The sequence below is a fragment of the Lutibaculum baratangense AMV1 genome, assembly GCF_000496075.1.
Classification (GTDB): Bacteria; Pseudomonadota; Alphaproteobacteria; order Rhizobiales; family Tepidamorphaceae; genus Lutibaculum; species Lutibaculum baratangense.
The window spans coordinates 1-21,051 of record NZ_AWXZ01000036.1; the positions used below are offsets into that span (position 1 = coordinate 1).

At 67.7% G+C, this 21,051-nt stretch carries 20 protein-coding genes and 1 pseudogene; 9 read left to right on the forward strand and 12 right to left on the reverse strand.

All coding sequences use genetic code 11. The annotated features are described in order from the left end of the window. The first annotated feature begins 156 nt into the window (after positions 1-156). Positions 157-1,288 (forward strand): IS3 family transposase gene (locus tag N177_RS13150; RefSeq protein WP_152527919.1). Its coding sequence is split into 2 segments (ribosomal slippage): positions 157-410 and positions 409-1,288, totalling 1,134 coding nucleotides; the frame shifts between segments, so codons are not numbered across the junction. A gap of 53 nt (positions 1,289-1,341) precedes the next feature. Here N177_RS13150 and mgtA read toward each other — a convergent pair. Next, the gene (gene mgtA / locus N177_RS13155; protein ID WP_051402383.1) at positions 1,342-3,900 is read right to left on the reverse strand and encodes a magnesium-translocating P-type ATPase; all 2,559 of its coding nucleotides are present in this window, start codon (positions 3,898-3,900) and stop codon (positions 1,342-1,344) included. Between mgtA and N177_RS13160 the strand changes: the two are divergent. The 3 genes and pseudogenes from N177_RS13160 to N177_RS13170 form a co-directional block, all read left to right on the forward strand. Further along, positions 3,883-4,764: pseudogene (locus tag N177_RS13160) on the forward strand (lysylphosphatidylglycerol synthase transmembrane domain-containing protein); the annotation flags it as partial. The gene mgtA and the pseudogene N177_RS13160 overlap by 18 nt on opposite strands. Before the next feature lie 100 nt (positions 4,765-4,864). Further along, positions 4,865-5,077 carry a hypothetical protein gene (locus tag N177_RS13165; protein WP_023432851.1) on the forward strand — a complete coding sequence of 71 codons (213 nt, stop codon included), beginning with the start codon at positions 4,865-4,867 and terminating at the stop codon, positions 5,075-5,077. Between the two features lie 7 nt (positions 5,078-5,084). Beyond that, positions 5,085-7,124: a glycogen debranching protein gene (locus tag N177_RS13170; protein ID WP_023432852.1), complete on the forward strand. Its 2,040-nt coding sequence runs from the start codon at positions 5,085-5,087 to the stop codon at positions 7,122-7,124. Between the two features lie 46 nt (positions 7,125-7,170). Here N177_RS13170 and N177_RS21405 read toward each other — a convergent pair whose 3' ends face one another. The 8 genes from N177_RS21405 to N177_RS13210 form a co-directional block, all read right to left on the reverse strand. Beyond that, positions 7,171-7,521, reverse strand: coding sequence for a hypothetical protein (locus N177_RS21405; RefSeq protein ID WP_152527920.1), 351 nt, complete (start codon positions 7,519-7,521; stop codon positions 7,171-7,173). Between the two features lie 25 nt (positions 7,522-7,546). Further along, positions 7,547-7,798 (reverse strand): F0F1 ATP synthase subunit gamma, encoded by a 252-nt coding sequence (locus N177_RS13180; RefSeq protein WP_023432854.1) that lies wholly within the window; start codon positions 7,796-7,798, stop codon positions 7,547-7,549. A 110-nt stretch (positions 7,799-7,908) separates the two neighbouring features. Further along, complete coding sequence (gene dmeF, locus N177_RS13185; RefSeq protein ID WP_040485799.1) at positions 7,909-8,931, reverse strand: CDF family Co(II)/Ni(II) efflux transporter DmeF; 1,023 nt, start codon at positions 8,929-8,931, stop codon at positions 7,909-7,911. Positions 8,932-8,949: 18 nt separating this feature from the next. Then, complete coding sequence (locus tag N177_RS13190; RefSeq protein WP_023432856.1) at positions 8,950-9,228, reverse strand: metal/formaldehyde-sensitive transcriptional repressor; 279 nt, start codon at positions 9,226-9,228, stop codon at positions 8,950-8,952. Positions 9,229-9,315: 87 nt separating this feature from the next. Beyond that, positions 9,316-10,308, reverse strand: a complete 993-nt coding sequence (gene mbfA, locus N177_RS13195; RefSeq protein WP_023432857.1) for an iron exporter MbfA — start codon at positions 10,306-10,308, stop codon at positions 9,316-9,318. 51 nt (positions 10,309-10,359) lie between these two features. Continuing rightward, positions 10,360-10,956: a fused DSP-PTPase phosphatase/NAD kinase-like protein gene (locus N177_RS13200; RefSeq protein ID WP_040485786.1), complete on the reverse strand. Its 597-nt coding sequence runs from the start codon at positions 10,954-10,956 to the stop codon at positions 10,360-10,362. Next, positions 10,953-12,317: an ATP-binding protein gene (locus N177_RS13205; protein WP_023432859.1), complete on the reverse strand. Its 1,365-nt coding sequence runs from the start codon at positions 12,315-12,317 to the stop codon at positions 10,953-10,955. The genes N177_RS13200 and N177_RS13205 overlap by 4 nt, the downstream gene beginning before the upstream one ends. Further along, positions 12,314-12,973 carry a response regulator gene (locus N177_RS13210; protein WP_023432860.1) on the reverse strand — a complete coding sequence of 220 codons (660 nt, stop codon included), beginning with the start codon at positions 12,971-12,973 and terminating at the stop codon, positions 12,314-12,316. Before N177_RS13210 ends, N177_RS13205 begins: the two co-directional genes overlap by 4 nt. Before the next feature lie 151 nt (positions 12,974-13,124). Between N177_RS13210 and N177_RS13215 the strand changes: the two genes are divergently transcribed. From N177_RS13215 to N177_RS13235, 5 genes are all read left to right on the forward strand, one after another. Continuing rightward, positions 13,125-13,400 carry a PepSY domain-containing protein gene (locus N177_RS13215; protein WP_040485787.1) on the forward strand — a complete coding sequence of 92 codons (276 nt, stop codon included), beginning with the start codon at positions 13,125-13,127 and terminating at the stop codon, positions 13,398-13,400. A gap of 1 nt (position 13,401) precedes the next feature. Continuing rightward, positions 13,402-13,944 carry a cytochrome b/b6 domain-containing protein gene (locus N177_RS13220; protein ID WP_023432862.1) on the forward strand — a complete coding sequence of 181 codons (543 nt, stop codon included), beginning with the start codon at positions 13,402-13,404 and terminating at the stop codon, positions 13,942-13,944. Beyond that, on the forward strand, positions 13,934-14,920 hold the full coding sequence (locus N177_RS13225; protein WP_081718533.1) for a purple acid phosphatase family protein: 987 nt from the start codon (positions 13,934-13,936) through the stop codon (positions 14,918-14,920). The genes N177_RS13220 and N177_RS13225 overlap by 11 nt, the downstream gene beginning before the upstream one ends. A 220-nt stretch (positions 14,921-15,140) precedes the next feature. Beyond that, positions 15,141-17,084 carry a heavy metal translocating P-type ATPase gene (locus N177_RS13230; protein ID WP_023432864.1) on the forward strand — a complete coding sequence of 648 codons (1,944 nt, stop codon included), beginning with the start codon at positions 15,141-15,143 and terminating at the stop codon, positions 17,082-17,084. 222 nt (positions 17,085-17,306) lie between these two features. Continuing rightward, a complete protein-coding gene (locus tag N177_RS13235; RefSeq protein WP_023432865.1) occupies positions 17,307-17,729 on the forward strand; it encodes a hypothetical protein in 423 nt (140 codons plus the stop codon). A gap of 118 nt (positions 17,730-17,847) precedes the next feature. Here the strand turns inward: N177_RS13235 and N177_RS22330 are convergent, their stop codons facing one another. Genes N177_RS22330 through N177_RS13245 form a run of 3 tightly spaced genes read right to left on the reverse strand, consistent with a single transcriptional unit; the run spans position 17,848 to position 21,028 of the window. After that, entirely contained in the window at positions 17,848-18,438 is a 591-nt protein-coding gene (locus N177_RS22330) for a DUF305 domain-containing protein (protein ID WP_023432866.1), read from the reverse strand. 23 nt (positions 18,439-18,461) lie between these two features. Further along, positions 18,462-18,587, reverse strand: a complete 126-nt coding sequence (locus N177_RS22255) for a hypothetical protein (RefSeq protein WP_023432867.1) — start codon at positions 18,585-18,587, stop codon at positions 18,462-18,464. A gap of 59 nt (positions 18,588-18,646) precedes the next feature. Next, a complete protein-coding gene (locus N177_RS13245) occupies positions 18,647-21,028 on the reverse strand; it encodes a heavy metal translocating P-type ATPase (RefSeq protein WP_023432868.1) in 2,382 nt (793 codons plus the stop codon). Positions 21,029-21,051: the final 23 nt, after the last annotated feature.

The following is a 21,051-nucleotide window of genomic DNA, read 5'->3' on the forward strand; positions in this document are numbered from 1 at the left end:
AGCCCGTTCGAGCTGCGGCGCAAGCGTCTCCTGCATGACCCGCTATCCGGACCCCGCGCACTACGACTATCTGGTGGTGGTTGACCTTGCCCCCGAGATCCGGGCGATTGCGAGCTGGGATTTTCCACCTTTGAATGTCTGAAGGAGGACGGTCTCATGAAGCGCAGCCGGTTCAGCGACGAGCAGGTCATCACGATCCTGAAGGAGAACGAGGTGGGAGCACGGGTCGACGAGCTCTGCCGGCGTCACGGCATCAGTTCGGCTACCTTCTACGCCTGGCGGAAGAAGTTCGGCGGCATGGAGGCTTCTGACGCCAAGCGGCTCCGCGAGCTCGAGATGGAGAACGCCAAGCTCAAGCGGATTGTCGCCGACCAGATGCTCGACATGACGGCGATGAAAGAACTGCTGCAAAAACATTGGTGAGCCCATGGCGAAGCGCAAAGCCGTGGGCTTCCTGATGGCCGAGATGGGCCTGAGCGAGCGCCGGAGCTGCCGGATCGTCGGTCTGGCGCGCTCGGTGCAGCAGTATCATCCGGTCCCGCGCAACGATGCGGAGCTCGTCGCCCGGCTGCGGACGCTGGCGTCGGAGAACCGTCGCTACGGATGCCCGCGGCTGCACGCCATGCTGCGGCGGGAGGGCTTCGTCACGAACCACAAGCGGACCTGGCGGCTCTACAGGGCAGAGGGGCTTCAGGTGAGGACCAAGAAGCGACGCAAGCTGCCCCGGCGAGATCGGGTCGCGCCGCAGGTTCCGGAGCGCCCGATGCAGCGCTGGTCGCTCGACTTCATGACCGATCAGCTCGCCGACTATCGCCGCTTCCGGATCCTCAACATCGTCGACGACCACAGCCGCTTCTGCCCTGGGCAGATCGTCGACCTGTCGATCTTCGGCGCACGCCTCGCCCGGCATCTCGACGAGATCGCCGAGCTTCACGGCCTGCCCGAGGAGATCGTCCTCGACAACGGCCCCGAGGGCACCAGCCGGGCGATGTTCGACTGGTCGGAGCGGACCGGCGTGAGGCTGCGGTTCATCGAGCCCGGCAAGCCTGTGCAGAACGCCTTCGTGGAGTCGTTCAACGGCAAGCTCAGAGACGAATGCCTCAACCTTCACTGGTTCCGCTCGTTGCGCCACGCCCGCGAGGAGATCGCGGCCTGGCGTCGTCACTACAACACCGTGCGCCCGCACTCGGCGCTCGGCTACAGGTCACCAAGGGAGTTCTTGACGATCACCGCGCCGGCCGTGCCGGCGTTCCATCAACCGGAAGATTCCAGCTTCCTGCGGCCCTGATGCGGGGGGAAGGTCAGGGGGCCTCGATCCTGTCGCAGATTTTGTACTTCCGGTTAACTTCCATCGTGCCGTCGACGATGAGATGAAACTGGCTGAAGGTTCGCCGATCGATAGAAGCAGGCCTTCGCCACCTCCGTCACGACGATGTAGGCTGCCAGGATCGCCAGAGAGAACACCACGAGGCTCCACGGCAGCGTGGCGAAGCCGAACAGGTCCGCGAGGGGGCCGGCGAACGGAAGCGAAAGGCATAATCCTGAAACGACCGCCGTCGACCAGAGCAGGAGCCTGCTCGGCCGGCTCCGCCAGGCGCGACGGCGGGTTCGCAGCACCAGCACCACGACGAGCTCGGTCAGGAGCGAGACGACGAACCATGTCGTCTGGAACTCCACCTCGCCCGCGTGCAGCAAGGCGATCAGGACACCAAAGGTGATCAGGTCCATCAGCGAGCTGATCAGGCCGAAGACGACCATGAACCGCTGGACCTCGCGGATGCTCCATCGCTGCGGCCGCATGACCGTCTCCCGATCGACGTTGTCGGTGGAAATCGCCAGCGACGGCAGGTCGGAGAGAAAGTTGTTCAGGAGGATCTGCTTTGGCAGGAGCGGCAGGAGCGGCGTCGCCAGCGCCATGCTGACCATATTTCCGAAATTCGCGCTCGTGGTGATCTGGATGTATTTCAGCGTGTTCGCGAACGTCCTGCGGCCGTCCTCGACGCCCTGCCGCAGGACCCCGAGATCCCGCTCGAGGAGAACGACGTCGGCCGTCTCCCGGGCGACGTCGACGGCACCTTCCACCGAGATACCGACATCCGCCGCATGCAGGGCCGGCGCATCGTTGATGCCGTCGCCGAGGTAGCCCACGGCGTGCCCCGTCCTCTGCAGGGCCCGAACGATCCTCTCCTTCTGCTGCGGGTCTATTTCGATGAACAGATCCGTCCGCGGCGCCAGGTGCCACAGCGCCTCGTCCTTCATGGCGTCGAGGTCCTCTCCGGTGAGCATCGCGGCCGGATCGAGTCCGACCAGACCGGCGAGGTGGGCGGTGACGAAGCGGTTGTCGCCGCTGACGATCTTCGTGGCGATGCCGAGGGCCGCGAGGTCTCGTATCGTCGAGCCGGCATCCGCCTTGGCCGGATCGCGAAAGACGAGCAGCCCGGCGAAGGCGAGGTCGTTCTCGTCGTGCTGGTCGTACCGTGCCTTGGCGGCGCAGCGACGGGTCGCCAGAGCGAGGACGCGCGAGCCGGCCTCGCTCCTTTGCCGGAATTGAGACCGCAGACGCTCCCGTGCCGCCTCGTCGAGGGGTAGTTCCTCCTCTCCTGTCTCGATGCGTGTGCAGGTCGCAAGCACGTTCTCGAAGGCGCCCTTCGAGATGATCTGGTGCGTGTCGTCCCGGGGGGCCGGCTTTACGACGATCGTCAGGCGCCGGCGGAGGAAGTCGTAAGGGATTTCGTCGACCTTCACCGCCCCCGCGAGGCCAAGCCCCTGCTCCCGCCCCATCTCCAGGATCGCAGCGTCGAGCGGGTTCTCGATGCCGGTTTCGAAGGCGGCGTTCAGATAGGCGAGCTGCCGAAGACGGCGGGAGCTCCGACCCTCGGGATCGAGCGCGTCCTCGAACCGGATCGTGCCCTCGGTCAGGGTCCCCGTCTTGTCGGTGCACAGGACGTCGATGCTCCCGAGGTTCTCGATCGCCTGAAGGCGCCGCACGAGCACGCCCCGGCCCGCCATGTGCCGGGCGCCGGTCGAGAGGGTGACGCTGATGATCGCGGGAAGAAGCTCGGGCGACAGCCCCACTGCGAGCGCTACCGCGAATAGGAGCGAGTCCGTGAAGGGCCGGTCGAGCCACTGGTTCACGACGAGGACGAACATGACGATCAGGATCATCACCCTGAGCAGCATGCCGCCGAAGCGGCGGATGCCTCGCTCGAATTCGGTGTCGGGCGGCTGTGTCTCCAGTCTCGCGGCGATGTGGCCGAACACGGTGCGGCGACCCGTCTCGACGACGAGGACATGCGCGGTGCCGCTGCGGACGAAGGAGCCCATGAAGACGGCATTCGTGCGCTGCAACATCGGAGCCGAGGCAGCCACCTGCCCGGGGCGCTTCTCGACGGGAAAGGACTCACCCGTCAGGCTCGCCTCCGTGACGAGGAAGTCACGCGCCTCGAGGACCAGGCCATCCGGCGGCACGAGGTCGCCGGCCGCAAGCACCACGACGTCGCCGGGAACGATCGTGGTCATGGGAATCCTGCGCTCGACGCCGGCGCGCAGCGCGCGCACGTTGAGGGCCAGTTGCCTCCTCAGCTCGAGGACGGCCTTCGACGCCCGGTATTCCTGGAAGAAGCCCAGCAGTGTGCTTGCCACGATGACCGCGAGAATGATCGCCGCATCGATCCATTCCCGGAGAACGATCGAGACCAGGGACCCGAAGACAAGGATCAGAACGAGAGGGCTCGCATACTGCCGAAGCAGAAGCACGAGAGCGGGATGAGACGCCCCGTCTGCGGTGGTGTTGGGTCCGATCTGGGCCAACCTGGCTTCCGCCCGCGCGTCCGGAAGGCCCGCAGGTGACGAAGACAAGGCACCGAGAAGAAGTTCGCGGAACTCGCGAGAGCCGCCCAGCCCTCGTGGCTAGTCCTGGCGGTTGTGGCCCAGGTCGCGACCTATGGGTGTGCCGCCGGCGTGTGGCAGAGGGTTCTGGTCACAGCAGGCATGTCCCGGCCCCTCCCCAGCCTGCTGCCACTCGGGGTCGCCAAGGTGTTCACCGACCAGGCCGTTCCCACGGGGGGCTTGAGCGGAACTCTCCTGGTCTACAGGGGCCTGATCCGCCGAGGCGTCGCGGGCACGGTGGCGCTCACCGCGCTGCTCGTCGGCATGATCTCCTTCTACGCCGCCTATCTTGCAGCCGTGCTCCTCGCCTTCTCGACCCTGCGATGGTCGGGATACGTCAACACAGCCTTGACCTATGGCGTCACGATCTTCGCTTTGATTGCGCTGGCGCTCCCGATCTCGGTTCTCCTGCTCGTTCGCGTCGGCCGCAGCCATTCGTTTGGTTTCCTTCGTCGTTTTCCGACCCTCACCGCGGGGGCCGATATGACGAGGCAGGCCCGGCCTGATCTTCTGACGTCGCCGCGTCTCCTGTCGGAAACTTTCGCCCTGCAACTGGCGATCTTCGCCCTCGATGCGGTCACACTCTGGGCCGTCTACCGGGCTATCGGAGAGACCCCTCACATCACGGTTGCCTTCGTCGCCGTCGTCATGGGCTCGGCGGCGGCGACTATCGGTCCCGTTCCGCTGGGGCTCGGCACCTTCGAGGCCGCCTGCACGGAGATCCTCCATCTGCAGGGCATGGCGATTGAGCCGGCCGTCACAGCGACGCTTCTGTTGGGGGGCCTGACGTTCTGGCTGCCGATGCTGCCCGGGCTCCTGCTGGCGCGGCGCGAGCTTCGCCGGTCCGCAGCTCCCTTCGCCGGTCCCACGGCCTGAGACATGTCGACCGGCCAACTTGAGGCTCATCAAGGCGGGAGGTCCCGCGCCTCGTCAGACTGCATCATCCGGATAGGGCGCAGGAACCAGTGAGGAGCCGATGCGACGCTATCTCGTCCGCTTCCTGAAGGATGTCGTTGGCGACGACATGCATCAGCGAGAGGTGTGCCAGGGCTGGTACGAGCTGGAGGCCAACAACGAGAAGGAGGCGGCCGAGATCGGCAAGCGCCGGTTCTGCCAACAGCAGGAGATCGGCGACTGGTCCTTCCATGCCGACCGCGTGGAAGTCCTCGAATCCGAGTTCCCCTCTTGAGGCGCAGATGACGGTGCCCACTTGGTGGGTCCGCGATGGCGCGCCAGCGCCGATCGGCGTGTCCCACCTGCCAGCCGACGGGCAGTACAACTTCGCGCTCTACTCGCGAGACGCCACCTCGGTTCGCCTCGTCCTCTTCGCCCCCGAGGACTGGACCAATCCCCACTGCAGCTTCGATCTCGTCTGGTCGCGCAACAAGACCGGCCGCATCTGGCACTGCCGGGTGCCGGAGGAATGCGTGCGGGCGGCACCCTACTACGCCTATCAGATTGACGGACCGCGCGATCCCACCAAGGGCTTCCGGTTCGACCCGGAGAAGCTTCTGCTCGACCCGTATGCCAGGGCCGTTCACTTCCCCCCGGGCTTCAGTCGGCTTGCGGCATGCCATCCCGGCGCCAATCCCGGCCGGGCACCGCTCGGGATCGTCGGCGTTTCCAGTGATACCTTCGACTGGGGGCAGACGGTATCGCCGCGCCACACGCACGATGCCGTCATCTACGAGCTGCACGTGCGCGGCTTCACCAAGCGCGCCAGCTCCGGGGTCTCCTCCGACCGGCGCGGCACCTTTGCCGGGATCACCGACAAGATTCCTTACCTGAAGGATCTCGGCGTGACGGTCGTCGAGCTCCTGCCGGTTTTCCAGTTCGACCCGCAGGAAGGCAACTACTGGGGCTACATGCCCATCAGCTTCTTCGCCCTCCACGGAGCCTACGGCGTCCACAACGAGGCGAGCGAGCACATCGACGAATTCAAGCAGATGGTCCGGGCCATGCACGAGGCCGGCATCGAGGTGATCCTGGACGTCGTTTACAATCACACGGCCGAGGGTGGCGACAGCGGACCGACGTATAGCTTCCGCGGCATCGACAATCCCACCTACTACCTCATGAAGGGCCACCTGACTCGCTATCGCAACGACAGCGGCACCGGGAACGTCATCAACTCCGGCAATCGTTATGTCAGTGCGCTCATTCTCGACAGCCTGCGCTACTGGGCGAGCGAGATGCGGGTCGACGGGTTCCGCTTCGATCTCGCCTCGCTGTTCACGAGGCGCCCGGACGGCTCGGTGGATCTCGAGGCGCCGCCGGTGATCGCGGCGATCCAGTCCGACCCCGTCCTCTCGAAGTGCCGGCTGATCGCAGAGGCCTGGGACATGTCCAGCTACCAGCTCGGCCGCACCTTCCCGGGCACGACCTGGCTTCAGTGGAACGGCAGGTACCGCGACGACCTGCGCCGCTTCGTCCGAGGCGATGCCGGCCAGGTCGCCAATCTCATGTCCCGCCTCTACGGCAGCGCGGACCTCTTTCCCGACACCCGCGAGGACGCGTTGCATCCCTATCAGAGCTTGAACTTCGTCACCTCGCATGACGGGTTCAGCCTGAACGACCTCCTCTCCTATGACCGCAAGCACAACGTGGCGAACGGGCACGCCGACGCCGACGGCACCGACGCCAACTGGTCCTGGAATCACGGGTGGGAAGGCGAGGACGGAGCTCCCGAAGAGGTTCTCGCGCTGCGCCGGCGCCAGGCCAAGAACCTCGTCGCGCTCCTGATGCTTTCGAACGGCACGCCGATGCTCGTGGCGGGCGACGAGTTCCTCAACTCGCAGGGCGGCAACAACAACCCCTACAACCAGGACAACGAGACGACGTGGCTCGACTGGGACCGGCTCGACCGCCACGCCGAGATCCACCGCTTCACGCGCGGCATGATCGCCTTCCGCAAGGCACACCCGAGCATCGGCCGGAGCCGCTTCTGGCGCGACGACGTGAGCTGGTTCGGGGCGACCGGCCCCGTCGACTTCGGCTGCGCCCTCCTCGCCTACTGGCTGCGCGGCGAGAGCGAGGGGGACTGCGACCTCTACGTCATGATCAACGGAAGCAAATCCGAAGTGACCTTCCACTTGCAGGCGCCAGACCTCGGCTGGAAGCTCGCCGTAGATACGGCTGCGTCTCCACCCGGGGATCTGCCCGAGGCGCCGTTACCGCTGGGCGAGCTTTGCTTGAAGCCTCGGTCCGTTCTGGTGCTCTTGAGCGCGACCCGTTGACGGCTGCCACGCCATTCAACGGCTTTCCCCGAAGAAATGATTTCTATCAACGCGGACGCTGGCTTTTGAAGTAGTAGGCGCCCGTGCCGATCGACTGCTTCATCATCGCTGGCCAGCCGGATGGATCGTCGTAGAAGAGCGGCAGGATCGTCCGCTCAAGCTTATCGTAGATCTCTTTCGGCGTGGTTGTCCGGCGCGATGCTGCGCTCCCGCCGATGCCCCAGCCCGTGACGCCTTCGAAGCACGCCTCGATCCACCAACCATCGAGCACGCGGAGTTCAGGACGCCGTTGAGAGTCGCCGTCATGCCGCTCGTGCCCGATTGGTGGAAATTCGGCACCCACGGTGCGACCGTGCGTTCCCGCCCTACTATCACGCTCGACCATGATGCGCGGCAACCTCGAGAATCTCCTCCGTGATCTGCTACTGGCGCAGTTGCCCTCGTCGGATCGCGAGCCGATCGAGCATGCTCTCGACGTTGCTGCGGGCCTCCGTCATGGCGGCGACGCGCGCCTCGTTCTCGACCGCCAGCGACAGCGTCAGCGCCTCGTTGATCTCCGCGAACACGTATTCGTCCGCCAGCTGGGCCGCAAGAGTCGCCGGCGGCAGCTGCACCAGGAGATTTCGGGCCCGGGCAGCCGCGGGAAACCGTGCGTAGTCGAACGGCAGGACCATGTGTTCGCGGCCACCGCGATGCCGGCGAGCGAGAGCCTGCTCGCCTCCCTCACGCGAGTCCCCAAGCCCTGTCCGTGGTCGTCGCAGGCGGAACATGCGTGAGCAGGCGCTCACGCCGCCTTCCACTCCTCGACCTCGATCGTCAGGTGCGACAGCTCGTCGATATGCTCGAGCCTGGCGCGATAGTGGGCGACGTGCTTGGGGTCCTCCGTCACGACGGAGACGATCGCCGCCCGGTGCCCCGGCCCGACCTGCCAGACGTGGAGGTCCGCCACGCGGTCGCCCTCCGCCTCGATCGCCTCGCGGATCCGGCGCGGCAGGCTCTCGTCTTCGGGCACGTAGTCGAGCAGCACCGCGCCGGTGTCGCGGACGAGACCCCAGGACCAGCGGGCGATGATGAGCGCGCCGACGATGCCCATCGCCGGGTCGAGCCAGATCGCGCCGTAGAGGCTGCCGAAGGTGAGCGCCACGATGGCCAGCACCGAGGTGAGCGCGTCCGCCAGCACGTGCAGATAGGCCGCGCGGAGATTGTGGTCGTGGCCCTTCCGGGCCGCGCCGTGGCCATGGCCGTGGTGGCCGTCGGGATGCGCGTGGTCGTGATCCTCATGGAGGTCGTGATGCCCGTGCCCATGATCATGGGCATGGCCGTGATGATGGGCATGCCCGTGGTGATGATGGTGATGATGATCGTCGCGCAGGAGCCATGCGCTGACGAGGTTCACGACGAGGCCGAGGACGGCGACCGCGATCGCCTGCGAGAACGAGATCGGCACCGGCGCCAGGAAGCGCATGAAGCTCTCGTAGGCGATGAAGAGCGCGACGAGGGCGAGCACGATGGCGCTGGCGAAGCCGGCGAGATCGCCGAGCTTGCCCGTGCCGAAGGTGAAGCGGCGATCGTGGGCGTGGCGCCGGGCGAAGTGGTAGGCGCCCGCGGCGATGAGCATGGCGGCCGCATGGGTCGACATGTGGAAGCCGTCGGCGACGAGCGCCATCGAGCCGTAGATCGTGCCGGCGACGATCTCGACCACCATGGTCGCGGCGGTGAGCGCGATGACGAGCCAGACGCGGCGCTCGTTGCGCGCGTGGTCCGCGCCCAGGAAGACGTGGCTGTGGCCGGACTCCGTCTCGTTCATCTGCGACATTTCGGACTCTCACTTCATGTAGGTGCGGACGACGGCAATGAGGTCGCGCGCGCCCTCCGCCCTGTCCTCGTCGGGCTCGCGGTCGGGATCGACGACGTGGTGGCGGATATGCTCCTCGACGAGTTCGATGGTCAGGCCGTTCATGGCCCCGCGAACCGAGGCGACGAGCTGCAGGACCTCGCTGCAGGATGCGTCGTTCTCGAGCTCGCGCTCGATCGCCTCCATCTGCCCCCGCATGCGACGGACGCGGGCGATCAGCTTCGCCTTGTCGTTCTTCAGGTGGCTCATGGCATAGGGGAGTATCCTATATGTCGAAGACCCGCAAGCTCCCCCCTTCGCGCGCCTCGTCGCCTCGGAAGCCGGGACGCCGCGCCGTCACCCGCTTCCGATCAGGATGCCGGCGGCGAGCACGAGCGAGCCGCCGAGGACCACCTGGAAGGTGGCCCGGAGGAAGGGCGTCTCCATGAAGCGGTTCTGGATCCAGACGATCGCCCAGAGCTCGAGGAAGACGACGATCAGCGCGATGATGGTCGCGGTCCAGAAGTCGGGTATCAGGTAGGGCAGCGCGTGGCCGAGCCCGCCGAGCGTCGTCATGACGCCCGAGGCGAGGCCGCGCTTCCAGGGGGAGCCACGGCCCGAGAGCTTGCCGTCGTCGTGGGCGGCCTCCGTGAAGCCCATCGAGATGCCGGCGCCGACGGAGGCGGAGAGGCCGACGAGGAAGGTCGTCCAGGGATCCTGCGTCGCGAAGGCGGTCGCGAAGATCGGGGCGAGCGTCGAGACGGAGCCGTCCATCAGGCCGGCGAGGCCGGGCTGCACCCAGGTCAGGATAAACTGGCGTCGCGCGGCCTGGTCCTCGACCGTCCGCTCCTCTTCCCCGAGATGGCGCTCCGTCAGGTCGCCCGCCCTTGCCTCGTGCTTGCCCTCGGCCGCGGCGAGGTCGCCCAGAAGGCGCCGCGTCTCGGCGTCCGTCGCGCGCGAGGCGGCCTTCGCGTAGAAGCCCTGCGCCTCCCGCTCCATGTCGAAGGCTTCCTGGCGGATGCGTTCGAGGGCCAGGTTCTCGACGAGCCAGACCGGGCGGCGCGTGTAGAAGTCGCGGACATGCTCGCGCCGGATCGGCACGATCGTCTCGCCGAAGCGGCGGCGGTGGAGTTCGATCAGCGCGCGCCGATGCTGGTCCTCCTCTTCCGCCATCCCGTCGAACACCGCCGCAGAAGAGGGATACTCCTCCCGCAGCCTGGCGGCATAGGCGGCGTAGATCCTGCCGTCCTCCTCTTCCGAGGAGATCGCGAGCGCCAGGATTTCCCGCTCGCTCAGATCGTCGAACGAGCGCCTGTTCGTGAATCCCGGCAGCGAAAGTCGTGGAACCATCGGTTCTTCAGCCTCCCTTGCAACTTCTCATGATCGGCGAAGGCTTCGCCGTCACGATCCGACATACCCGAACAGGGGCTCGACTGCCTCGAACGACAGGTCCATCGCGTAGAACGGCGAAAACGGCAGCGGGATGTGGCCGTAGAACGGCGAGAGCTGCAGTTCCGCGGTCACCTCTCCGGCCTTGGCAACGTCGGCCAGGTAGAAGGCGGAGACGATGCCGCTCCTGTCGACGCCGCTCATGCAGTGGACGAGCGTCGGCCCGTCGAGCGACCTCAGGATGTCGAGAATCTCGTTCACCTGCTTCGGGCTGAGCTGGTGCTTCGCCGAAATCGGGTAGTCGACGAGCCTCATGCCGAGATCCGCCGCCGCACGTCTCTCTGCATCATACCAGGCGGTGCCGGGATGGGCCCCGCGCAGGTTTATTACCGTGGCGATCCCGTACTGCCTCTTCCACCGGGCCAATCGCTCCGGCGTCGGCTGCGCTGAACGGTAGAGCCGCCCTGCCTCCACCGTGTGGAAGTTTCCCACGCCCCAGGAGTAGATCGCATACCCGCCAATCAGGAGTAGTACGAGGCTGGCAGCCCGGAGAGATCCGAGCGTCAGCCTCCGGGTCCGGCCGATCCTCGCCTCACACTGCAGCTTCATGCGCCGACTTCCTCGTTTTGCCGTTCTGCAGCGCCGTCAGGCAGACGAAAAATGGCCTCGAACCCATCCGCCATGCCGGACGCGGGGGATCTGAGTTCGAGCGAGCCGCCGGAGCCGGCGGCGATGGCATCCGCAATCGCGAGGCCTAGGCCACTGCCCGTCGCTGCGGTGGTCCCGCGCGCGAAGCGGCCCTTGATGGCTGCTATGGTTTCGGGCGAGACCACCGCGCCCTCGTTCGCGACGCGCACCGCCCGGTCCGACACGCCAACCTCGGCCCGGCCACCCGGCTTGCCATGCCGCAGAGCATTCTCCATGAGGTTGCGCATCAGGATCGCGAAGGCGTCGGGATCGAGATGGGAGAGGAGCCCCCCTTGTGACGGCGGAGAGAGACGGATGCGACCTCTTCCGTCAGGCGTGCCCTCCATCTCCTCCACCAGATGTGCAAGGACAGGCACGAGATCGTGCGGGACCTCCGAGACGAGCCCTCCACCTTCCGCGCGCGCGAGCTGCATCAGCTTCTCGGAGAGCCGGGCGAGCCGGTGAAGCTGTGCCTCGATCCGGGCCGCCCGCTGGCGCAGCGGCCCCTCGGGAGCCTCTGCGATCAGGCGTTGCGTCTGGGCGAGCGCCGCGGCCACCGGTGTCCTCAACTCGTGGGCGCTGTTGGCTGAGAAGCTGCGCTCCGCCTCCAGGACCCTGCGCAGCCGGTTGATGAGGCGGTTGACGGCCTCCGCGACGGGCGCGATCTCGGCCGGCACGCCCTCGACCGGAACCGGCGAGAGGTCGGCTGCACCCCGGTTCTCGATTTCGCCGGTGAAGCTGCGCAGCGGACGAAGCGAGGCACGGACGAGCCACAAGGCTCCAAGAAGGCTCAGTGGCACCAGGACCACCAGCGGCACGAGCAGGGCGCTCACCGCCTCCCACGTCGCCTCGCGGCGATGCTCGAGCGGTTCGGCCACCTCGATCGTGATCGTCCCGCTGATGGCGCTCTCGCCATAGAGGCGGTGCGTCGCCGTCTCGTGGAAGCCGGGTGAAGGCGTTTCCGGGAAGAGCTCCGGATCCGCGCCGTGCGAGCGCAGGAGAATCCGACCCTCCTCGTCGCGCACGAGATAGGTCAGGAACTCTTCGTGCTCGGCGAGCGGCGCCACGAGCGCCTCCGCCAGCTGGTTCTCGCGACCCATGATGTCGATCGCGGCAAGCGGCAGGAGGCGCTGGGCGATCTCCTGCAGCGCGCTGTCGAAGGCCTCGTCGAACTCGTGGCGGATGACGAGACCCGCGGCCAGCATGGCGGCGAGCCAGAGCGCGCTCACGCCGAGCGCGAGGCCGAGACCCAGGCGACGCTGCAGGCTGACCGCTCTCCTCATGCCCGGCCGAGCCTGTAACCGACACCGCGCACCGTCTCGACCGCGTCGCGACCGAGCTTCTTGCGCAGCCGGCTCACATGCGCCTCGATCGTGTTGCTCTCCACCTCGTCGCCGAAGGCGTAGAGGCGATCCTCGAGCTGGCGCTTCGACAGGATCATGCCCGGCCGCTGCAGGAGAGCCTCGAAGAGGGCCCATTCCCTCGCGGTCAGGTCGATTGGCAGGCCTTCGCGGTAGACTTGGCGTCCCGCCAGGTCGACCTCGATCTCACCATGTCGGACGAGAGGGTTCGGGTTGCCGCTGTAGCGCCGGGAGACGGCTAAAACGCGTGCGGACAGCTCGCTCAGGTCGAACGGCTTCACGAGATAATCGTCCGCGCCCGCGTTCAGCCCCTCGATCCGGTCCGAGATCCGGTCCCGCGCGGTGAGAATGATGACGGGCGTCACGTCTCCGGCCGCCCGCCGCGACTTCAGGAGATCGAGGCCGCGCCCGTCGGGCAGCATGAGGTCGAGCAGGACGAGGTCGTAAGGGACGGCCCGCAGGCTCTCCTCCGCATCGGCGACCCGCTGCACCCAATCGACCGCATTGCCGTCGGCGACGCCTTGATCGCGCACCGCCTCCCCCAGCGCCTCGTCGTCTTCCACCAGCAGGATGCGCATGTGCGGTCGCTAACCTTCCCCTCCGGACCCGCCGTCATTGCCGAGTCAATCTGACGCCAGCCTGACGGCCATGAAGCCCGAGGGTCAGGATAGCGTCAGGTGCCGGCGAAAGATTTGCCCCATCGCAACTCGAACACGGGAGATACCTGCGATGACACGTACCCTGATGATCACGACTCTCGTCCTCGGCACGATCGGCGCCGGCACGGCAATGGCGAGCGAGGAGCGCTGCAACGCCCCGATGTCGGACTGGCAGCCGCGCGAGGCACTGCAGCAGAAGCTCGAGCAGGAGGGTTGGAAGGTCCGCCGCATCAAGACCGACGACGGCTGCTACGAGGTCTACGGGTTCGACAAGGACGGCCGCCGCATGGAGGCCTATTTCGACCCCAAGACCTTCGAGATAGTCGTCGAGCGGGACGAGGACTGACATGCGCGAGCCGAGCATCAAGGTCTGGGACCCGCTCGTTCGGCTCTTCCACTGGTCCCTCGCCGTCAGCTTCGCGGTGGCGTGGCTGACGGCGGAGGACTGGGGAGACCTGCACGAATGGGCCGGCTACGCGGCAGGCGCCCTGATTGCCTTCCGCGTCGTCTGGGGGCTCGTGGGCCCGACCTACGCGCGCTTCGGCAACTTCGTCCGCTCGCCGGCGACCGTCACCCGCTATCTGAGCGACGTGGCCCGCGGACGGGAGCCCCGCTACATCGGCCACAACCCCGCCGGCGGTCTGATGATCGTCGCCCTGATCGTGGGTCTCGCGGGCACGGCCCTGACGGGCTGGATGAGCACGCTCGACGCCTTCTGGGGCATCGAGTGGGTCGAGGAGACGCACGAGGTTCTGGCGAATGTCATGCTGGGGCTCGTTCTCCTGCACATCGGCGGCGTCGTCCTGGCAAGCCTGCGCCACCGCGAGAACCTCGCGCGTGCGATGGTGATCGGTCGCAAGCGGGCGCCGGGAGCCTCGGATGTCGCCTGAGCCCCGGGCCGGCCGCTCCGTGCATCGGAGCGGCCGGGAAGGCAGTTGGACGACGACGACATTCACCCGCCGCAGCTTGCTGGCGCTCGCCGCGACCGCACTTGCGGCGCCGCTCCTGCGGGCCGTTCCGGCGGCGGCAGGCGACGATGCGCTCGTCTTCCTCGTGATCGGCGACTGGGGAGATCCCGCGCACGCGTCCGACCTGCGCAGGGTCGCCCGCGGAATGGCGCGAACGGCGGAGAAACTGGCGCCGGCCTTCGTGGTGAGCGTCGGAGACAATTTCTATCCCGGCGGCGTGCGCGACACGGACGACCCTTTGTGGAGGGAAATGTTCGAGGACATGTTCGACGCCGCAGCCCTCGGCTGCCCCTGGTATCCCGTGCTCGGCAACCATGACCATAAGGGCAATCCGGAGGCCGAAATCCTTTACTCCGCGTCGAGCCGCAGGTGGCGGATGCCCGCCCGCTACTATCGTCATACGGCGACGACGCCGCAGGGCGCCGCACTCGAGTTGTTCTTCCTCGACACGAACGCCCTCGTGAGGCTGAACGAGTTCCAGAAATGGGTGCGCTACCCCCAGACTCTGCGCGAACAGGTGCGATGGCTGGAAGAGGGCCTGAAAACCAGCCCTGCGAACTGGAAGGTCGTCGTCGGGCACCACCCGCTCCACTCCGGCGGCTTCCATGGGGGCGAGGCGACGCTGCAGAAGATCCTCGAGCCGCTGCTCGTGCGGTACCGCGTACAGGCATACATCAATGGCCACGATCACCACCTCGAGCGCATCGAACGGGACGGCGTGAACTATGTGACCTGCGGCAGCGGCTCGGAAGCTCGCCCGGTTCCGACGTCCCGAGACGGGCACTTCCTGGCGGCCCGACTGGGCTTCGCCTCGATCTTGATCGGCGAGCGGATGGAGATCCGCTTCCACGACGCCGACGGCGCTGTGCTTCATCGAGCATATGTCCACCGGCGCTGAGCCGGTCCTGTCCGACTGCGCTGCCGCCCTGCCGTCGCCCGCGGATCCGCACGAGGGCACCGCCCGGGGAAACGAAGGCGCTCCTGCCTCGGCTCCCGTGCCGCCCGCGTTGACGAAACGCAACGACCGCGCGCGGGTCCCGGCGCATTGAGAGGCTGGAGAGTCTCGCATGTCTGTGTCTCGGAGACAAATCGCAGCGGTCGCGGACCCGGGAGAAGAAATGCCGCTTCCGAACCTCCATCACCTCGCGCGGCCCGGTCTGGTGGCCATCCCGGCGGTGGCGCTCGTCGCGGGCTTCGCGGCGGCAGCCATGGGCGCGGACGGCTGGCGAGACGGGATCTGGATCGCCGGCACACTGCCCGTGCTCGCCGTGCTGCTCGCCGAGATCGTGACGAGCCTGCGCAAGGGCGACCTCGGCCTCGACATCGTGGCCGCCCTCTCGATGAGCGCGGCCCTCGTCTTCGGAGAGCATCTCGCCGCACTCGTCGTCGCGCTGATGTATTCCGGCGGCCAGTATCTCGAGGCGTTCGCCGAGAGGCGGGCGCGCCGCGAGATGACGGACCTCCTGTCGCGCGTGCCCCGCAGCGCCATGCGCCACCGGAACGGCGGGCTGGAGGAGGTTCCGCTCGACGAGATCGCTCCCGGCGACCGGCTGCTCGTCAGGCGGGGCGACGTCGTGCCGGTCGACGGGACCGTCGAGGGCGGCCGGGCGGTGCTCGACCAGTCGGCCCTGACGGGGGAATCGATGCCGGTCCGGCTGATGCCGGGAGATCCGGTGATGAGCGGCGCGACGAATGCGGGCGACGCCTTCGACCTCGTCGCCGAGCGCCGGGCGGCGGAAAGCACCTATGCCGGCATCGTCCGGCTCGTCGAGGAGGCCCAGCGCTCGCGGGCGCCGATGGCGCGGCTGGCCGACCGCTACGCCATCGCTTTTCTCGCCGTCACCGTGTGCCTGGCAGGCGCCGCCTGGTACCTGACCGGCGACCCGATCCGCGCCGTCGCCGTCCTCGTCGTGGCGACGCCCTGCCCGCTCATCCTCGCCGTGCCTGTCGCCCTCGTCGCCGGCCTCTCGCGCGCGGCCCGGGAAGGGATCCTCATCAAGGGCGCGAAGCCGCTCGAGGTTATGGCGCGCATCGCGTCGATCGTCGTCGACAAGACCGGGACGCTCACGGAGGGGCGGCCGAGGATCGTTTCGATCCGGTCCCGCAGCGGCCTGGTCGAGGATGAGATCCTGCGGCTCGCGGCGTCCCTCGACCAGGCATCGAAACACACGATCGCGCAGACGATCGTCGAGGAGGCGCGTCGCCGGGGCTTGAGGCTTTCGGTGCCGGCTCAGACGGTCGAGACGCCGGGCGACGGCGTCGAGGGGATCGTCGACGGGCACGCCGTGATCGTCGGAGGCCGGCACTTCGTCGACCGCAGGCTGGGCAGGACAGCGAGCAACGAAGCTGCCCCGGGAGAGCCGGCTGGTGCGGTTTCGGTTGCCGTTGCCGTGGATGGCGCGCTCGCCGGCGAGATCCTTCTGGCCGACGAGCTGCGGGAAGGAACGGCGGCCTTCCTCGCCGGGCTTCGGCGCGCGGGCCTTCAGCGCGTGGTGCTGGCGACGGGCGACCGGCGCGACATAGCCGCGGCCGTGACGTCGGATCTCGACTTCAACTCGGTCCGCGCCGAGCTTACGCCCGACGAGAAGATCATGGTGGTGCTCTCCGAGCGCAAATACGGGCCGGTGATGATGGTGGGCGACGGCGTCAACGACGCCCCGGCCCTCGCCGCCGCCGACGTCGGCGTGGCGATGGGTGCGCGCGGCGCCGCGGCTTCCGCCGAGGCGGCGGACGCCGTCCTGCTCGTCGACCGGCTCGACCGGCTCCTGCCCGGCATCGAGATCGCCCAAGGCGCGCGGCGCATCGCCCTGCAGAGCGTCTATGCCGGCATCGGCCTGTCGCTCGTCGGCATGATCGCGGCGGCGCTCGGCTACCTCACCCCCGTGCAGGGCGCCCTTCTCCAGGAAGCGATCGACGTGGCGGTCATCCTGAACGCGCTGCGCGCCCTTGGCCTCGCTCCCCGGCCCGTCGAGCCCGGACGACCGCCCGCACCCGTCGCCTCGAGGGTCCAGTCCGGTCAGCCGACGGGCTCCGCAAAGGGAGCATCAGGCTCGCTGACGTAAAAGAGGACCATGCGAGCCGGCTCCTCATCGCTGTTCCGAGGCCGGAAACCGGATCCAGGATCACCTTGTCCTCAAGTGCTGCCATGACCACCTCGGAACCTGGTCAGGAGGCCTAGCCTAACTTCGAAACCGATTGCGAAATCAGCGACGAAATCTGGACGACGACAGCGACCTCACGAACCCCGCGTCACCGGACGGCTACGGTAAGCCCGCAGGACCAGCATGAGCACCGTCGTCATCCAGCTCCGCCCGGACGGGTACGGGTGGGCCGTCGTCCCCGAGAATCTCGACGATCCACCCGAGCAAGGGGAGAGGGCCTGGCCGCGGGAGCCGCATCCGGTCTCGTGCTGGGGCAGGCTGCTGCCGCAAGGCATGGCCGACCGCGTCCGGCTGTACGAGGTATTCCGCACCCTGCTCGACGAGGCCGACGCCGGCGAGGTCCTGCTCGCGATCGAGCCGGGCGTCGAGGAACGGCGGGTCGGCATCGTCGAGGTTGCGCTCGATCATGCAGACGTCGGGGTCGAGTTGGTTGCACCGCACCCGGATGGCGCCATCGGCCTTGCACGCGACTACGTGCGCAACTTCATCGCTTCACTCGACCCGCCGGACGAGGACAGGGGGACGCCGCCGTCGGACGATCGATGACGGCGGAGGAGATCATTTCCGGGTTGCGCCCATCCCGATCTTTCCGCCGCTCTCGACTGGCTCTGCTGAGCGGACGTTCCGCGAACAGTCCATTGCTTGCAGTACCGCGACGGTTCGATCATCCCCCGCAGCGGTAGAAGCCGCGGTAGCCGACCGTCAGCCCCTGCTCGAGCTCGAAGACGAGGTCTGCCTTCCACTCCTGCCGTCCATTTTCCGTCTCCGGCTCCTCGTCCGGGAGATGACGGACCGCCATCGTGACGCCGTCCGCCGTCATGGTCGGACCTGCGAGCAGCGTGTCGAAGCCGTCGCTCCCTTCGGACCGCAGGGCTATCAGTTCGCCGTTGAGCTTCATCACGCCCTGCGCCGGCCCGCTCGCTCCAGCCCGCGCGACGAGAATCGGATCGCTCGCCGCCGTGCGGACGAACTCGCAGTCGGGGTTGTCGGGCGGCACGACGTCGTCGGCCTCGGCGTGCGGCATCGGCTCGGGGTCGAGCCTTGCAATGACGGTCCGGCTCAAGGCCTCCTGGAGCGAGGCGACTTCCGGTGTCTCGTCGCCCTCGAAGATTTCCGGCGGAGCCGCATCGTCGCGAAGCTCGATGTCGCCGATGAGGTAGCGCATCTCGGCGATCTCGCGCTCCTGCGCCTCGATGATTTCGTCGGCGAGCTTGCGGACCCGGGGATCGGTGATCTGGGCCCTCTCGCTCGTCATGTAGGGGCGGCCTCGGCTACGGCTCAGCTCATCAGGTACTTCACGAGCGCCGCGACGCCGAGCACCAGGAGGGCGAGCACCAGGAGCCCGACCAGGCCCATCCCGCCCATCATCCACCCCATGCCGTTCATGCCGTCCATCATCTGCATGGATTCGAATCCTCATGTTGGTGTCTAAGCGCTTCCTGTGGCTTTGCCGTCTCCCAGCCTCACATCTTCGCCAGCCTCAGGCGCAGCGAGTTCATGATGACGCTGAAGGACGACAGCGCCATCGCGGCGGCCGCGATGATGGGCGACAGGAGGATGCCGAGGAAGGGGTAGAGGACACCCGCCGCGACCGGAACGCCGGCTGCGTTGTAGACGAAGGCGAAGAACAGGTTCTGGCGGATGTTGCTCATCGTCGCCTGGCTGAGCCGCCGGGCCTGGACGATGCCCATCAGGTCGCCGCGCAGGAGCGTCACCCCCGCGCTCTCCATCGCGACGTCGGTGCCCGTGCCCATGGCGATGCCGACATCGGCCGCGGCCAGCGCCGGAGCGTCGTTCACGCCGTCGCCCGCCATGGCGACCACGCGGCCTTCCTCGCGGAAAGCGGCGACGATGTTGCCCTTGTCCTCGGGAAGAACCTCGGCCCGGACCTCGTCGATCCCGAGCCTCCTTGCCACCGCCTCGGCGGTCGTGTGGTTGTCGCCCGTCAGCATCACGATCCTGATGCCCTCGTCGTGCAGGGCTCGGATCGCCTCGGGCGTCGTCTCCTTGACCGGGTCCGCGATCGCGACGATGCCCGCCAGCCTGCCGTCGATCGCGGCGAAGATGGCGGTCGCCCCGTCGGCACGCAGCTCGTCCGCCTGGGCCTCCAGGCTGCCGACGTCGACGCCGAGCTCGCGGAGGTAGCGGGAACTGCCGAGCGCCACGTCCCGTCCCTCCACCTTCCCGACCACGCCCTTTCCGGTCGGGGAGTCGAACTCCTCCACGGGGGCGAGCGCGATCTCCTTCTCCCTGGCCGCCGCGACGATGGCGGCCGCCAGCGGATGCTCGCTCGCCTGCTCGAGGCTCGCCGAGAGGCGCAGGACCTCATCCTGCGTGAACCCTTCCCCCGGCAGGACCTCCGTCACGCGCGGCTTGCCCTCGGTGAGCGTGCCGGTCTTGTCGACGACGAGGACGTCGACCTTCTCCATCCGCTCGAGCGCCTCGGCGTTCTTGATGAGGACGCCCGCCTCAGCGCCTCGCCCGACGCCGACCATGATCGACATCGGCGTCGCGAGCCCGAGCGCGCAGGGGCACGCGATGATGAGGACGCTCACCGCGGCGATCAGGCCGAAGGCCATCGCGGGAGCTGGGCCAAAGAACGACCACACGATGAAGGCGATCACCGCGATGACCACGACGGCCGGCACGAACCAGGAGGAGACGACGTCGACGAGACGCTGGATCGGGGCTCGCGAGCGCTGGGCCTTCGCGACCATCTGGACGATCTGCGAGAGCATCGTGTCGGCGCCGACCTTGTCGGCGCGCATGACGAAGCTGCCCTGGCCGTTGATCGTGCCGCCGATGACCTTCGCGCCCGCAGTCTTCGTGACAGGCAGGGGCTCCCCCGTCACCATCGACTCGTCGACATTCGAGCGCCCTTCGAGAACCTCGCCGTCGAGCGGGACCTTGTCGCCCGGGCGCACGCGCAGCCGGTCGCCGACCGCCACCCTGTCGAGCTGGACCTCCTCTTCCGCACCGTCGTCGCCGATCCTCCGGGCGGTCGCCGGCGCCAGGTTCAGGAGTGCCTTGATCGCCCCAGACGTCTGCTCGCGCGCACGCAGCTCGAGCACCTGACCGAGGAGCACGAGAACGGTGATGATGGCCGCCGCCTCGAAATAGACGGCGACGGACCCATCCTCCGCCCTGAAGGCGTCCGGGAAGATGCCGGGCGCGACCGTCGCCACCACGCTGTAGGCCCAGGCGACGCCGGTGCCCATCGCGATCAACGTGAACATGTTGAGCGAGCGGGCGACGATCGAGTTCCAGCCGCGCACGAAGAACGGCCAGCCCGCCCAGAGGACGACCGGCGTCGCGAGGAGGAGTTGCAGCCAGTTCGAGGTCCGGCGCTCGACGATGTGGTCGAGGCCCAGGAAATGGCCGCCCATCTCGAGGGCGAGCAGCGGCAGGGACAGGACGAGGCCGATCCAGAAGCGGCGCGTCATGTCGCGCAGCTCCTCGCTCGGGCCCTCGTCGGCCGTCACGATCTCGGGCTCGAGCGCCATGCCGCAGATCGGGCAGCTCCCCGGCCCGACCTGCCGGATCTGCGGATGCATCGGGCAGGTGTAGATCGTGCCTTCCGGAACGTCCGCGGCCACGGCCTCCTTGAGCTGCAGGTAGCGGTCAGGGGCCGCCTCGAACTTCGTGCGGCAGCCCTCGGAGCAGAAGTAGAAGGCCTGGCCGTGGTGCTCGGCCCGGTGCTTCGTGGTGTGAGGATCCACCGACATCCCGCAGACGGGATCCCTGACCTCCCCCTGATCCACGACGGCGTCCTCTCGGTGATGCGAGTGCCCGTGGCCGCCCGTTCCGCCATGTTGACCCTGGTGCGCTGAATGATCCGTCGACATGCGAGGCTCCCTCACGTGTGGTC